The following is a 14,257-nucleotide window of genomic DNA, read 5'->3' on the forward strand; positions in this document are numbered from 1 at the left end:
GCTCAGCTTTCGGTGTGATCGGTGTGATCGGTGTGACCAGTGGTGCGGGTGACGCCGTCGTGTCCGGCGGGTCCCGTCGCGGCCGTGTCCCGGATGGTGCCGACCCGGGTCCGTACCAGGAACCAGCCGGCGACCAGCGCCGCGATGATCACGGGCAGCGCGAGGACGGTGGTGCGGCCGGCGCCGCCGTCCGCGTACATCAGGACGAGCACCGAGACGAGGAAGACCAGGGTGATGATCTGGGTCCACGGCGCGAAGGGCAGGGCGTAGCCGGGCCGGGAGAGCCTTCCGAGCCGTGTCTTCCGCCAGAAGAGCAGGTGACAGACCATGATCATGCCCCAGGTGGACAGGATGCCGATGGCCGCGAAGTTCAGCACGATCTCGAAGGCGTCCTTCGGTACGACGAAGTTGAGGCCGACGCCCAGGACGCAGATGGACGAGGTGAGCAGGATGCCGCCGTACGGGACCTGGCTGCGGCTCATCACGCCGGTGAACCTCGGCGCGGAGCCGGACATCGCCATGGAGCGCAGGATGCGTCCGGTGGAGTAGAGGCCGGAGTTGAGACTCGACATGGCGGCCGTGAGTACGACCAGGTTCATCACTCCGCCGGCGGCGGGCACCCCGATGTTCGACAGCACGGTCACGAAGGGGCTCTCGCTCGCGGAGTACTTGTCCCACGGGAGCAGCATCGTCAGCAGGACGACCGAGCCGACGTAGAAGAGGGCGACCCGCCACATGATCGAGTTGATGGCCTTCGGCATGATCTTCTCGGGCTCGGCGGTCTCGCCCGCCGTGACCCCGACCAGCTCGACCGAGGCGTACGCGAAGACGACGCCCTGGACCACCAGCAGCATCGGGAGCATGCCGACCGGGAAGAAACCGCCGTTGTCCGCGATCAGCGAGGGGCCGGGGCTGTGGCCGTCCACCGGCTGCTGCGTGACCAGCAGGAAGATGCCGATCAGCATGAAGGCCACCAGCGCGCTGACCTTGATGATCGCGAACCAGAACTCCATCTCGCCGAAGATCTTGACGGAGATGAGGTTGACGGTCAGCACGACCGCGAGCGCGATCAGGGCGATCACCCACTGCGGGACATCGGTGAACATCCCCCAGTAGTGGGTGTAGGTGGCGACCGCCGTGATGTCGGCGATTCCGGTGGTCGCCCAGTTCAGGAAGTACATCCAGCCGGCGACGAAGGCGCCCTTCTCGCCCATGAACTCACGGGCGTACGAGACGAACGCCCCGGAGGACGGCCGGTGCAGGACCAGTTCGCCGAGGGCGCGCACCACGAGGAAGGCGAAGACGCCGCAGACCCCGTACGCGATGGCCAGGGAGGGGCCGGCACTGGCGAGCCGGCCGCCGGCGCCGAGGAAGAGTCCGGTGCCGATGGCGCCGCCGATGGCGATCATGTTGACATGCCGGGACTTCAGGGTCTTGCTGTATCCGGCGTCACCGGCGTCGACATGGGTGGCGTCCTGGCCCTGCTGTGGCGCCTCGTACTGTTCCGCCTGCTGGAGTTGCTCGCTCACGCGTGGGCTTCGCCTTCTTGTGGGGGGTTCGTACGGTGCGGGGGGCGCACGATGGTGGTCAGTGTCGACTCGACGCGGGCCAGGTGGTGGGTCATCGCCGCCACCGCATCCTGTTCCGACCGGTCGACGAGGGCCTCGACGATCGCACGGTGTTCCCGGTTCGACTGCTCGCGCCGGCCGCCCAGCTCGTTGAGGAACGCGGACTGGCGGGCCAGCGCGTCGCGGATCTCCTCTATGACCCGGCGGAAGACGGGGTTCTGGGCCGCCTGGGCGACGGCGAGATGAAACAGCGTGTCCATCGCGACCCAGGCGGTGGTGTCGGTCTCCCGCTCCATCCGCTCCAGCAGATGGGCGAGGTGATCGAGGTCCTCGGGGGTACGGCGCACCGCCGCGTATCCGGCCACCGGGATCTCCACGTGCCGGCGGACCTCCAGCAGGTCGCTCGCGGTGTAGTCGCCGAAGACCGGGTCCTCGACCGGGCCGTTGGACACGATGAAGGTGCCTTTTCCGGTCCGGGACACGGTCAGCCCCATCGTCTGCAGGGCACGCAGCGCCTCACGCAGCACGGGCCTGCTGACTTCGAGGCGGCGGCAGAGTTCGGCCTCGGAGGGGAGTTTCTCCCCCACCGCGTACTCGCTCCGCTCGATCGCGCCGCGCAGATGGTTCAGCACCGCTTCCATGGCGCTGATCCGTCTGGGCGCATCGCCAGCTGTCTGGCTGTCTGACAGGTTCACCCGGGCATCCTGAGCGGCCCGAAGGAGCACTGTCAAGGGGGGTACGGACGCGAGCGGGCCGGTCACCGTCGGCAAAGGGGGTGGCGACCGGTGGCGCCGCTCCCGCGCGTGGTGTCGCGGGAACGGCGCCGTAGGGGGATGCCGGTGTGCCGGTGTCCGCGGCGTACCGGCGGCCCCCGGTGTGTCGGTGTGGACCGGGCACCGGGAACCCGGCGGGTGGAGTGTGTCGGTGTGATCGAAGCCCTCGGCCGTCGGAAAGGAAGCCGGAAGGGGGTCGGAGGGGGGTCAGAAGGGACGGTCGCCGGCGATGGCGACGCGCTCCGCGACGCGTCGGTGCGGGCCGTAGTCGTTGACGGCGTAGTGCTGGGTGGCACGGTTGTCCCAGAAGGCGATGTCGCCCGCCTGCCAGCGGAAGCGCACCTGGAACTCCGGTACATGGGCCTGCTGGAACAGCAGCCGCAGCAGCCGGTCGCTCTCCTCCCGTCCGAATCCCACGAGGTGTGTGGTGAAGGAGGCGTTCACGAAGAGCATCCGCCGGCCGGTCTCCGGGTGCCGTCGTACGACCGGGTGCTCCACCGGCGGGAACAGGTCCTGGAAGGCGGCCAGTTGGGCGGGCGGGGTGAAGCGGGCGAAGCCGGGCAGGAAGTCGTGCACGGCACGTGCGCCGTCGATCCGGTCCTTCACGTCCCGGGGCAGGTTGTCGTACGCCACCGCCATGTCGGCCCACATGGTGTCTCCGCCGGACGGCGGCACCTCACGCAGTTGCAGCACCGCGCCGAGCGCGGGCCGCTCCCGGAAGGTGACATCCGTGTGCCAGACGTTCTCGAAGCTGGGGACGGCCGAACGGTCGAAGCGCACCACCTCGGGGTCGTCGCCGGTGGCGAGCAGCGGATTGGTCTCCAACTCGCCCCAGCCACGGGCGAAAGCGCGCTGCGCCGCGGAGGTCAGGTGCTGCCCCCGGAAGAAGAGCACCTTCCACTCCAGCAGGGCGCGGTTGATCTCCTCGCGCACGGCGGGCGACTGCGGCCGGGCGAGGTCGAGCCCGCGTATCTCGGCGCCGATGGTGCGGGACTGCGGGACGAGTTCGAACAGCTCGTACGGGCGATCCTCCCACCCCTCCGGCACGCGGCGCAGCTCCCGGTGGCCCTCGTACAGGCCGTCGGCGGGGATGTGGAACGGACGCGGCACGGCGGGTGCGGCGTCGGCGCCGGGAAGCGTGGAGGCGGCTGCGGATACGGTGGTGACGGACACGGATCTCCTCTGATGACGGGTCCGCGTGGGGCGCGGACGCGGGCGGACGGCCCTGGGCGGGCCGGAGGGAGCGGCGTGGAACCGGGTTCAGCGCCGGCGAGGTGTCCGGAGCCCGGCGAGGGGCCCGGCGGCGCTCGGCGAAATACCGCGGGTCAGCGACAGGAACGAGCCGGGGGAGAACCCACCCGGCCGCGGCGGCTCAGAAAGCTCTGGCCGCGGGGCGCGCACACACCGTGGGGGCCGCTGTTGCGCGGCTCCGCTGCACGGTGGTTCACGTACGGTCCCATGGGAGGCACCGTACCTCAGTTCCGTCCGCCAGTCTGCACCCCCCGGTCCGGCCGACCCACCGGGCGGGCGTGCGGAACACGCGCGGGCCGACCCGCGCGTGGGCGGACCGGCCCGGTCGCTTCAGCTGCTCCCCCGTTCGCATCCCCCCGGCAGGTGTGGTGTTCCGCGTCACGTGGGGCGCTCCCCCGGCGCGCCCCGGTCGGGTCACGCCGCTCGTCTCACACCCCTCCGGCTGTTGCGCATCGCCATGCCCGCGCATGCCAGTCCCAGCAGGAAGGTGAGACCGCCGATGACGGCGTTGGTCCAGATGATGCCCTTGTCGGGGCCGCTCCCCACGATCCAGGGAGCCACGATCATCCAGACGCCCATGGCGCACATGGCCGGGCTCAGACCGGAGATCCTCCCCGGCGCGAACGAGAAACCGAGCGCCAGGACGGCGAGCGCGATCCCCATGATCAGGTTGTGCGTCGCCAGCGCGGGCTGGCTGGTGGTGAAGTGGATGATCCAGGGCGACAGGGCGCAGAACAGACCGACCAGGAAGACCGGTCCCGCCATCGCCGTGATGCCGCGTCCGTCGAGCATGCGGGCATAGCGCTCGCGCATCTCGGGAACGTCGGGGTGACCGGACAGATCCTGCTGTCCCGTCTCCCTGTGGTGTGAGACGTCGGCCATACGACTCGCCTCCTTCTGTCACGCACGTCACGAACCGTGCGGCACGGCACCGAGCCGTGCCGGGTTCCAGTCTGCGCGCTTTTTTATGTTTTGTGTAGGTCGATTCCCCTACATATCCGGCTTCCCTCGGTAAATATTTCACTGGTAAAACACATGCTAATCTTTTGGGATGGGCAAGCACACCACACGCGGTACGACGACGCGCCCGCGTCCGGCCGCGCTCCCGATCAGGAGCACCGTCCGGCTGCGGCGGCCGGTCGACATCTGGCACAAACCCGCGTTCAGCGCGGCGGGCGCGCTCGCCGTACCCGATCTCACGCTGCTGGCGCTGGGCCGCCTCGATCTCGTCCTGTACACCTCGGCGGGCGCGATGTGCGCCCTGTACGCGCACGGGCAGCCGTACGCGGCGCGGGCCCGTTCCGTGGCCCTGGTGGTCCTCGGGATGGTGGCGAGCCTGGGGATCGCGCTGGTCTGCGCCTCGCTGGTCTCCTCGCCCGCGCTGCTGGTGGCGCTCGCCGCGCTGGTGGCGGCCGCGCACAAGACGGTCTGCGACGCGACCCGGATCGGGCCGCCGGGCAATCTGATCCTCACCTTCATCTCGGCGTCCGCCTTCTTCGTGCCCCAGCGCCTCGCGGACGTTCCGTTCCATCTCGCCCTGGCGCTCGGCGGGGGCGCGGTGGCGTGGCTCGTCTGCATGGCGCCCCGTCTGTTCCGGCCGCACGGGCCCGAGCGGGTGGCCGTCGCCCGGGCACTGGAGGCGTCGGCCGCGCTGTGGCGGGCCCGGGGGCCCGAGGTGTTCCCGGCGCGCCGGGCGACGGCCGGTGCGGTCAACGCCGCGTGGCACACCCTCTTCCTGGTCCCGGGCGACGGTGCGGAGCGCGCCGGGCTCGACAGGCTGCTCGTCCACGCGGAGTCGGCCCTCGCCGCGCGGGACCACGACGGTACGGACTCGGCCCTCGCCGCGCGGGACCACGACCACACGGGCAAGGAACACACCGGCGACGGCCGGGACCTGGCCGGACGGGCCGCCCATCTCCCGGGCGGCGTCGACCCCGAGGCCGAGGCGGACCGCTGCGCCGCCTCGGCCCGCGCGCTGCGCCGGGGCCGGGCCCTGCCCACCGTCGCCCTGACGCCCGGTGAGATCCGGGAGGTCACCGGGGTCACCGCCGAACGCCGGGCTCCGGGGGTACCGCGCCGTCCCGCGCCGGACGGGCCGCGGGGCGTCCGGGCCGTGCGCGACCGGCTGCGGCCGGGGTCCCCGCTGCTGCCGATCGGCGCGCGGGTGGCCGTCGGGTGCGCGCTCGCGGGCTGGGTCTCGCTGGCCGCGGGGGTCGGCCACCCCTACTGGGCGGTGGTGACCGCGGCCTCCCTCTACCAGGCCAACACCACGCTCTCCTGGCAGCGGGCCGTCCAGCGTGTTCTCGGCAATGTTCTCGGGCTGGTCCTCTTCATCGCGCTGCTGCCCCTGATCCGTACCGGGCACCTGGCGATGGTGCTGCTCGCGCTGGCCTTCCAGATCGGCGCGGAGGCGCTCATCACCCGTAACTACTGGCTGGGTTCGGTGTGCGTCACCCCGATGGCGCTGCTGCTCACCGAGTTCGGCGGCCATCTGCCGGCGGGCACACTGGTCCACGACCGCATGGTGGACACACTGGTCGGCGCAGCGGTGGGGCTGGCCTGCTGTGTGCTGGTCACCAACCGCCGGGCCACGGACCGGATCGACCGGGCGCTCGCGGAGGTCGCGGCGGCCCGGAGCACGGCACTGCGGGCGGCGGACGGGAGCGCGGGCGCGGGCAAGGACGGATGGGGCGCGGAGGCCGGGTGGGCCCGTGACCGGCTCGCGCTCTCCCTGGTCGAACTGCGCGACGCCTTCGAGGTCGCCTCGGGCGAGTGGTGGCAGCGAGCCCTGCCCGCCGAACGCGTCGCCGCCGCCGAAGCCGAGGGCCATCGCACGCTGGCCCTGCTCGTAGGGCGTACCTCGCCCGTGGCCCCCGTACCGTAGGCGCTTGATCCACCACACACGCAACACACGAAGGAGAGTGCGCGTGGCCGAGGACATCGTCGCCGGGGTGATGCGGCAATGGCAGCAGGTGATGCCCGCGCTGGACACCGGGCCCATGGCCGTCATCGGACGTCTGAACCGCTGCTCCGCCCTGTTGCAGCAGGCCGCCGACGCCCCGTTGCGACGGGAGGGGCTGACCCGGCCGGAGTTCGACATCCTGGGCACCCTGCGCCGGACGGACCGCGAGCTGACCCCGGGCCGGATCGCGCGCGAGACCTTCGCCTCCGGGGCCGCCGTGACCAAACGGCTGCGCCGGCTGGAGAGCGACAGCCTCATCGTCAGGCGCCCCGACGACCGGGACCGCAGGGTGTCCCATCTGTCGCTGACGGCCGAAGGGCGGGCGCTGCTGGACCGGCTGCTGCCCGCGCAACTCGCTTACGAAGCCGCCCTGTTGGAAGGGCTCGGCGCGAGCAGTCAGGAGCAGCTCGCCGACGGACTCGGCGAGCTGCTGGTGCTGCTCGAAGGAAGGCTCGGCAGCATGCTCGACTGATCCCGCGGATCAGCCCGCGTACACGTCCTCCACGTAGCGCCCGCGGTCGGCCAGTGACTGGAGCCAGTCGTGGGAGGCCGCCTCGTCGGCGCCCGGGGTCCTGCGCAGGTACAGGTCGCGCAGGGTCTCCCGGACGCCGGGCGCCATCCGGGCTCCGTCGCCGCAGACGAATACCCGGGCGCCCGCCTCCAGCAGGGCCCACACCTCGTCGCCCTCGGCGGCGATACGGTGCTGGACGTACCGCACGCCGCCGGCCGGCGCCGCGCTGAAGGCGGGCCGCATGGACACCGCTCCGGCCCGCTCGGCGGCGCGCAGTTCCCCGGCGTACAGATAGTCGGCGTCCGGGCTGTCGCAGCCGAAGTAGCAGAGCGCCTCCGCGAGTGCGGCCCCGCTGTCCGCCAGCGCGCGGCGGTCGGCGACGGCCCCTCGGAAGGGCGCGAGACCGGTGCCGGCGGCGATCATGATCAGCGGGGTGGCGGCGTGGTCCTCGGGGGCGATGCGGAACGCCTCGCGGCACGGCTGGAGCCGGGCGAGCACCGTGTCCCCGGGACGTACGGTGTGCAGATGGCCCGACCCGGTGCCCCGCCGGCGTCCCCGGCCCGAGCGCGCGGGGGCGTCCAGCAGCGAGACCATCAGGTCGACGTGGCGCGGGTCACCGGCCGGCGCGGAGGAGACCGAGTAGTGCCGGGGCCGCATCGGCGGCAGCAGCTCCAGCAGTACGGGCCAGGTCAGCGCCGTACGGAGGGCGGGATGGTCCTCGACCAGATCCAGGAGCGTGCGGTGGTCGGCGGCGCGTGCGCTCGCGTCCTCGGCGAGCGCTCCCAGGGCCGCGCGCTCCGGCGGGCACGGGTTGAGCGCGGCCAGCGCGGCGAACTGCGCCTGGCCGGGCCGGTCCTGGAGTTCCACGTGACGTGTGAGCAACTCCCTTACGGTCAGCGGCCGGTCGACGGGCAGCGTGGCGCCGCGCGGGCCGCCGGTGCCACCGGGCCGGGTCGGGGCGATGCTCAGGACGGTGTCGAGACGGACGCCGAACAGCCCGGCGGCGCGGGCGACGAGCCCGGCGTCGTTGGCGGGCAGCACCGTCAGATGGTCGGCGGTGCGGTACGTCGTCCCCTCGGGCAGCGCGAGCCGTACGAGGCGCTTGGCGCGCGGGTGCGCCGGGTCGGTGAGCGACGCGGCCTGCGTGACGGTCATCGCCGCCATGCCGTGCCGGGCGGCCAGCGCGTCCAGCGGTCCCCCGGTGACCTCCATGACGGTGTGCGCGGGCCCGTCGTCCACGGTCGCGGGCGCCGGGTCCGCGACGGCGTCCGGATCGCCGTGGCGCTCCAGCAGCGCGGTGCGCAGCGCGACGGTGAAGTCGGCGACGGTCGCGGTGAGATCGCCGGAGGCGTCGGCCGCGGCGCGGTCCACGAGCCGGGTCGCGCCGAGGGCGGCGAGCCGTTCGTCGACGAGGGTGGGGACGCGCTGGTAGGTGGCGGCCCAGTTGCGGTCGCCGACGCCCAGGACCGCGTACGTGACACCCCGCGCGCTGCCGGGTTCCGCCCGCTCCAGCCAGCGCAGGAAGGCCGCCGCGTCGTCGGTGGGCCGGCCGTTGTAGGAGGCGGCCACGATCACGACGGGGCGGTCGGTGGGCAGTCGCCCCGCGTGTTCGTCGAGGGAGGCGACGGCCGTGTCGCAGCCGAGGACGTCGGCGCTGTCCGCGAGTCGCGCGGCGAAGTCGCGGCAGGTGCCGTAGTTGGAGCCGTGCAGGAGCAGCAGCCCGGTGCCGCGCCGCACTCGCGAGGGCAACCGCCGCGCGTCACCGGCGTCCCGGGCGGACGCGCTCGACGCGGCGGTGCCCGGCGCGGTGGGCCGCGCGGTGGCGAGCGGCAGCGCGGCGCGGTCCGCGGGGGTGCGGCGCACCGGAGTGAGGGTGAAACCGTCCGGCTTGATGGTGAGGGTCTGCTTCAGCTTCAGCCGGTAGTCGTCCTGGTCGATCAGCCGGTACCTGTGGACCAGCATGCCGAGCAGCATCGTGGCCTCGTGCAGGGCGAATTGCCTTCCGATGCAGGCGCGTTCACCGGTGCCGAACGGCTTGTACGCGTGCGGGGAGCGACCGGCCTCGGCCTCGGGCGTGAAGCGCGCCGGGTCGAACAGCTCCGGGTTGTCGCCCCACACCGGGTCGCGGTGCAGCATCGGGGGGACGACCAGTACGCCCTGTCCGGCTTGCAGCGCAAGACGGCCGCCGAGGACGGTGTCCTCGCGCGCCTGCCGCTGGAACCCCGGCGCTGTCGGCCAGAGCCGCAGCGCCTCGTTGAGCACCTGGCGGGTGTGGCGCAGCCGGCCGACATCCTCGTAACTGGGCTCGGGGTCGGCGGTGTCCCCCCACAACTCGTCCACCTCGCGCTGCACCATACGCAGCGCGGTCGGGTCCTTGACGAGGTGGTAGAGGGCGAAGGAGAGCGCCCCCGAGGTGGTCTCGTGACCGGCGATCAGGAAGGTGATGACCTGGTTGCGGATGTTCTCCAGGTCGAGCGTGGTGCCGCCGGGCCCGTCCGAGGGGCGGGTCGCGGTGAGCATCAGCCCCAGCAGGTCCCGCGCGTCCTTCCCGTCGTCGGCCGCCCCCGGAGTGCCGGCGTCCTTGGTGCGCGCCGCGACGACCTCGTCCACCACGGCGGCGAGATGGGCCGCGTCGGCGCGGAAGCGTTCGTCACGCGCGGTGTGATCGGTGCCGGGTACGCGCGACAGCTTGGTCATCGCCCAGTCCAGACAGCGGACCATGGCCTCGACGAAGGGGTGCGTACCGTCCCGTTCGAACGATCCGAAGTCGAAGCCGAAACCCGTCAGCCCGATGGTGTCCAGGGTCATCCGCGTCATGTCGTCGGCGACGTCCACCGGAGTGGCCGAGGCGGCGTCGCGGTCCCAGGATCCGATCAGCCTGCGGGCGACGTCCAGCATGACCGGGTGGTACGTGCGCATGGAGCCGAGCGAGAAGGCGGGCATCAGGATGTCGTGCGCCTTGGCCCAGTTGGGCTCGTCGTTGTACGCGGTGAACAGGCCGTCGGCGACGAACTCCCGTACGTTCTCCAGCGCGGCGCCCACGAACTTGCTGAACCGCTGCTCGTCCGCCAGCTCCGTGACCAGGGCGAGGTCGCTGACCAGCAGGAGATCCCGGCCGTGCCGGCGCACGATCAGGGGCGAACCGTGGACGCGGAGCAACTCCATGTGGTGCAGGACGGGTGCGATTCCCGGATCGCTGTCGGAGATGTCCACGACCGGCACGGGCGGCGGGTCGACGGTGGAGAGCGAGGATGACGCGGGCGAGGGGGCGGGGCCGGGGGATTCGGTCCCGGCCTGTGCCGGGGAGAGGGTCTCGGTCATGCCGGTGGGTCACCTTCCGCTGGGTACTGGGGGCGAGGCGTGTCTCAACCCTCGCCCCGCAGGGGGGCTTTGGACGGCGTCGCGACTACATGTTTGTGTAGTGTCCCGCGCCACGAGGGCCTTGCGGTCGAGGCCAGGACGTGGCAGCGCAGGCGATACGGAAGCAGAGGGGAGAGGAAGGCGGTATGGGGCCCCGGACCGCTGGGACCAGCGGGAACGGTGAGGCGGACGGGCCGGCTCACACCGATGAGACACACGGGACGCACGAGACCCACTGGGCGCGTGAGGCGCGCGGACCGCTCGCGGCACGTAGGGCAGATGAGGCACATGAGGTGTACGAGCCGCACGACGCGCACCGGCCGCCGGGGGCGCACGCGGCGGCGCCGGGAACGTCCGACGCTCCGGAGTCCTGGCCGGGCGACGCGGTCTCCTGGCGCAACCGGGCCTTTCTCCTCTTCGACCGGCTCCCGGTGCCGGTGGCGATCTGCGACCCGCACGGCCGGGTGCTGATGGCGAACCCGGCGATGGCCGCGCAGTGGGGCGAGTTGCCGGCCCGGCTGCGGGGGCGCAGCGTGATGGACATCTTCCGGATATCCGGGCCCGGACAGCTCCACCCGATCGTGGACGCGGTGCGCCGGGGCCGCAGATCGCGGTATCCGGTCGAGGTCTCGTGGTCCACTCCCACGGGCGCCGAGCGGTACGGCGAGCTGACCGTCGATCTGCTCGGCGACACGCCGGCCTCGCCCCCCGTGCTCCTGCTCCATCTGCGGGTACGGGGTGAGCGGGCCGCCCCGTCGCCGCCGACCGGCTCCGCGACCGGGACGGCGGGGGCCACCACGGCGAGCGAGGCCGAGCTGCGTATCCTCGCCCTGCTCGCGGGCGGTGCCACCACGGCGCGGGTCGCGGGAGAGGTGGGGCTGACCGTCGACGGCGTCAACTACCACGTGGGGCGGATGTCCCGGCGCTGGGGCCTACCCAACAGAGCCGCGCTGGTGGCGCACGCCTACGTGACGGGCCTGCTGGCGCCGGGCGTCTGGCCACCCGCGCCCGCCGGCTGAGCGCGGGCGCCCCTCCTCGGCAGGGAGCTTGACAGGGCGAGCGGAGCACCGTGCAATATATTGCATGCCGGTTCCCACGACCCCTCTGACCGCCCGGGTCCTGCTGCGCGACCGCGCCTTCGTCGCGCTGCGGGACGCCATCGTCGACGGGACGCTGCGGCCCGGGGAGCGGCTGCGCGAGGGCGAGTTGCGGGAGTGGATCGGGGTGAGCCGCACTCCGATCCGCGAGGCGCTGATGCGACTGGAGCGCAGCGGGCTGGTGATCACCAGGCCCGGCCGGTCCACCACGGTGAGCGAGTTGGACGCGACGGCCGTACGGGACGCCCAGCCGGTGGTCGCTGCGATGCACGAACTGGCCGTACGGCTGGCCGTTCCCGTACTCGACGCGGACCGGATCGCGGCGATGCGGACGGCCAACGAGACGTTCGCGGCCGCGCTGGAGCGGGGCGACACCGACGCCGCGCTGACGGCCGACGACGCGCTGCACCAGGTGTGTGTGACGGCCGCGTCGAACACCGTCGTCACCCAGGTCCTCGATCAGTACTCCCCCCTGATGCGCCGTATCGAGCGGGCGCGTTTCTCCTCGGCGGCCGGGCTGGAGTCCGTCGCACTGCACCGGCGGATGATCGACGCCTGCGCGGCGGGCGACACCGCGCTCGCGGCGGCTGTCGCCCGCACGACCTGGATGACACTCCCCGGTCCGCCCGCCGGACAACCCGGACCTCCCGTACCGGCCGTGTCCCGTGCCCCGGCCGTCTCCGGCGGCCACGGTCTGGTCCGCGTCCACTGAGCACACCCCACCCGCCGCACCGGACGCGGGGCCCCCGCGCGGTCCGGCCGGCGCACCCCCGAGGAGAGGAACCCCCCGTGCCCATCGAGGATTTCGCCCGCTACCCGCTGCTCTTCGGCCCCAGTCCGATCCATCCGCTGAACCGGCTGAGCGACCATCTCGGCGGGGCCCGGATATGGGCCAAGCGCGAGGACTGCAACTCGGGGCTCGCGTACGGCGGCAACAAGACCCGCAAGCTGGAGTACCTCGTCCCGGACATCCTCGCGCGGGGCGCGGACACCCTCGTGTCGATCGGCGGCTACCAGTCGAATCACACCCGGCAGGTGGCGGCCGTCGCCGCCCATCTCGGCCTCAAGGCCCGCCTGGTGCAGGAGAAGTGGGTCGACTGGCCGGACGCGGTCAACGACAAGGTCGGCAACATCCTGCTGTCCCGCATCATGGGCGCCGACGTGCGGCTCGGCTCCGACGGATTCGGCATCGGGATCAAGGACTCCTGGCAGCGGGCGATGGACGAGGTACGGGCCGAGGGCGGCACGCCGTACCCGATCCCGGCCGGCGCCTCGGAACACCCGCTCGGCGGGCTGGGGTTCGCGAACTGGGCGTACGAGGTGGAGCGGCAGGAGGCCGAGCACGGCGTCTTCTTCGACACCGTGGTGGTGTGCAGCGTCACGGGGTCCACCCACGCCGGGATGATCGCCGGGTTCGCCGGGCAGGGCAGGCCCCGCCGGGTGATCGGCATCGACGCCTCGGCCCGGATCGAGGAGACCCGCGCCCAGGTCGAACGGATCGCCCGGCACACCGCCGACCTGATCGGCCTGGGCCGCGAGCTGCGCGACGAGGAGATCACCGTGCTCGAAGGGTGGGCGGGCGACCTCTACGGCGTGCCCGTCGAGTCGACGACGGACGCGATCCGGCTGACCGGCAGCCTGGAGGGGATGATCATCGACCCGGTGTACGAGGGGAAGTCCATGGCCGGGCTGATCGATCTGGTGCGCACCGGGGAGATCGGCCCCGACTCGACCGTGCTCTACGCCCACCTGGGCGGGCAGCCCGCGCTGAACGCGTACAGCGGGGCGTTCTCCTGACGCGGCCTCCGATGCCGCCGACACAGCCGACACCCCGCGCGCCACGGACGCGGCCGACGCCGCCCACGCGGCCGAACCGGCGGCCGTGGTGCCCGACTATGTCCTGAACTCGTCGTTCGTTTCCGGGTTTTGCGGTGTTTCCCGGCTTGCCGCGCCGGGCTTCCCGCATGATGTAGCCCCTACCCACCGTACCCGCGAGTCCTGGGACGTACCGAAGCGATCCCGGCAAAGCGACGGGCGTGCGTGCCAGGCGTCGCGGGGCGGCCGGGACTCCGAAGACAGCCCCAGGGGGACCCCATGCGTACCCGCACCGCCCGCGCGCTCGTCGGCGCCGCCGCGCTTCTCGCCCTGACCGCGTGCGAGGACACCGATACCTCAGCGCCCGCCGGCGGCACGCCCACGGCGCGGGCCGCCCTCCCGGACCTCGTGGGCAAGGGACTCCAGTCGGCGCGGGATACCGCCAAATCCGCCGGCTTTCGCGAGCTGACCTCGCACGACGCGCTCGGACGCGGCCGGGCGGTACTCCTCGACCGCAACTGGAAGGTCTGCTCCCAGACCCCGCCGGCCGGCGCCCTGCCGACCGGCACCACGGTGGACCTCGGCGCCGTGAAGACGGAGGAGGACTGTCCGCCGAAGGACGCCGGAGAGCCCGCGCCGGTCGGTGACACGATGCCCGACTTCACCGGCCGTTCCGTACGGTTCGCCCGCGCCGCGCTCGGCGACGCGGTCAGCCTCGGCGCCGAGGACGCCTCCGGGAAGGACCGCGAGATCCTGCTGGAGTCCAACTGGAAGGTGTGCGGACAGGACCCGAAGTCCGGCGCGAAGCTGACCGGGCAGCCCGTCCGGCTGGAGACGGTGAAATTCGACGAGGAATGCCCGTGAAGCCTGCTGTGGCACGCCGCCCGGCCGAGTGGAACACGGAAGGCGGCCGGGGTGCC

Annotated in this window: 11 protein-coding genes; 6 read left to right on the forward strand and 5 right to left on the reverse strand. The window is 72.5% G+C overall.

Going from position 1 to position 14,257, the window contains the following annotated elements; all coding sequences use genetic code 11:
- Positions 1 to 2: 2 nt before the first annotated feature.
- The 4 genes from ACFY6S_RS19720 to ACFY6S_RS19735 form a co-directional block, all read right to left on the reverse strand.
- On the reverse strand, positions 3 to 1,529 hold the full coding sequence (locus ACFY6S_RS19720) for an amino acid permease (RefSeq protein ID WP_388819205.1): 1,527 nt from the start codon (positions 1,527 to 1,529) through the stop codon (positions 3 to 5).
- Positions 1,526 to 2,263, reverse strand: coding sequence for a FadR/GntR family transcriptional regulator (locus ACFY6S_RS19725; protein WP_388819208.1), 738 nt, complete (start codon positions 2,261 to 2,263; stop codon positions 1,526 to 1,528). The genes ACFY6S_RS19720 and ACFY6S_RS19725 overlap by 4 nt, the downstream gene beginning before the upstream one ends.
- Positions 2,264 to 2,548: 285 nt before the next feature.
- Positions 2,549 to 3,451: a TauD/TfdA dioxygenase family protein gene (locus ACFY6S_RS19730; protein WP_388819833.1), complete on the reverse strand. Its 903-nt coding sequence runs from the start codon at positions 3,449 to 3,451 to the stop codon at positions 2,549 to 2,551.
- A 555-nt stretch (positions 3,452 to 4,006) separates the two neighbouring features.
- Complete coding sequence (locus ACFY6S_RS19735; protein WP_388819211.1) at positions 4,007 to 4,474, reverse strand: SPW repeat protein; 468 nt, start codon at positions 4,472 to 4,474, stop codon at positions 4,007 to 4,009.
- A gap of 169 nt (positions 4,475 to 4,643) precedes the next feature.
- On the opposite strand from ACFY6S_RS19735, the gene ACFY6S_RS19740 reads away from it, so the two are divergent.
- Positions 4,644 to 6,476 (forward strand): FUSC family protein, encoded by a 1,833-nt coding sequence (locus ACFY6S_RS19740; RefSeq protein WP_388819214.1) that lies wholly within the window; start codon positions 4,644 to 4,646, stop codon positions 6,474 to 6,476.
- 43 nt (positions 6,477 to 6,519) lie between these two features.
- Positions 6,520 to 7,026: a MarR family winged helix-turn-helix transcriptional regulator gene (locus tag ACFY6S_RS19745; RefSeq protein WP_388819217.1), complete on the forward strand. Its 507-nt coding sequence runs from the start codon at positions 6,520 to 6,522 to the stop codon at positions 7,024 to 7,026.
- A 9-nt stretch (positions 7,027 to 7,035) separates the two neighbouring features.
- Here ACFY6S_RS19745 and ACFY6S_RS19750 read toward each other — a convergent pair whose 3' ends face one another.
- Complete coding sequence (locus tag ACFY6S_RS19750) at positions 7,036 to 10,386, reverse strand: cytochrome P450 (RefSeq protein ID WP_388819220.1); 3,351 nt, start codon at positions 10,384 to 10,386, stop codon at positions 7,036 to 7,038.
- Positions 10,387 to 10,718: 332 nt separating this feature from the next.
- Between ACFY6S_RS19750 and ACFY6S_RS19755 the strand changes: the two genes are divergently transcribed.
- From ACFY6S_RS19755 to ACFY6S_RS19770, 4 genes are all read left to right on the forward strand, one after another.
- Positions 10,719 to 11,444 (forward strand): PAS domain-containing protein, encoded by a 726-nt coding sequence (locus ACFY6S_RS19755; RefSeq protein ID WP_388819223.1) that lies wholly within the window; start codon positions 10,719 to 10,721, stop codon positions 11,442 to 11,444.
- Positions 11,445 to 11,508: 64 nt separating this feature from the next.
- Positions 11,509 to 12,234 carry a GntR family transcriptional regulator gene (locus tag ACFY6S_RS19760; RefSeq protein ID WP_388819225.1) on the forward strand — a complete coding sequence of 242 codons (726 nt, stop codon included), beginning with the start codon at positions 11,509 to 11,511 and terminating at the stop codon, positions 12,232 to 12,234.
- Positions 12,235 to 12,311: 77 nt separating this feature from the next.
- Positions 12,312 to 13,319 (forward strand): 1-aminocyclopropane-1-carboxylate deaminase, encoded by a 1,008-nt coding sequence (locus tag ACFY6S_RS19765; RefSeq protein ID WP_388819228.1) that lies wholly within the window; start codon positions 12,312 to 12,314, stop codon positions 13,317 to 13,319.
- 297 nt (positions 13,320 to 13,616) lie between these two features.
- Positions 13,617 to 14,201 carry a PASTA domain-containing protein gene (locus ACFY6S_RS19770; RefSeq protein WP_388819231.1) on the forward strand — a complete coding sequence of 195 codons (585 nt, stop codon included), beginning with the start codon at positions 13,617 to 13,619 and terminating at the stop codon, positions 14,199 to 14,201.
- The last annotated feature ends 56 nt before the right edge of the window (positions 14,202 to 14,257 follow it).

The sequence above is a fragment of the Streptomyces sp. NPDC012835 genome (genome assembly GCF_042900885.1).
GTDB lineage: Bacteria > Actinomycetota > Actinomycetes > Streptomycetales > Streptomycetaceae > Streptomyces.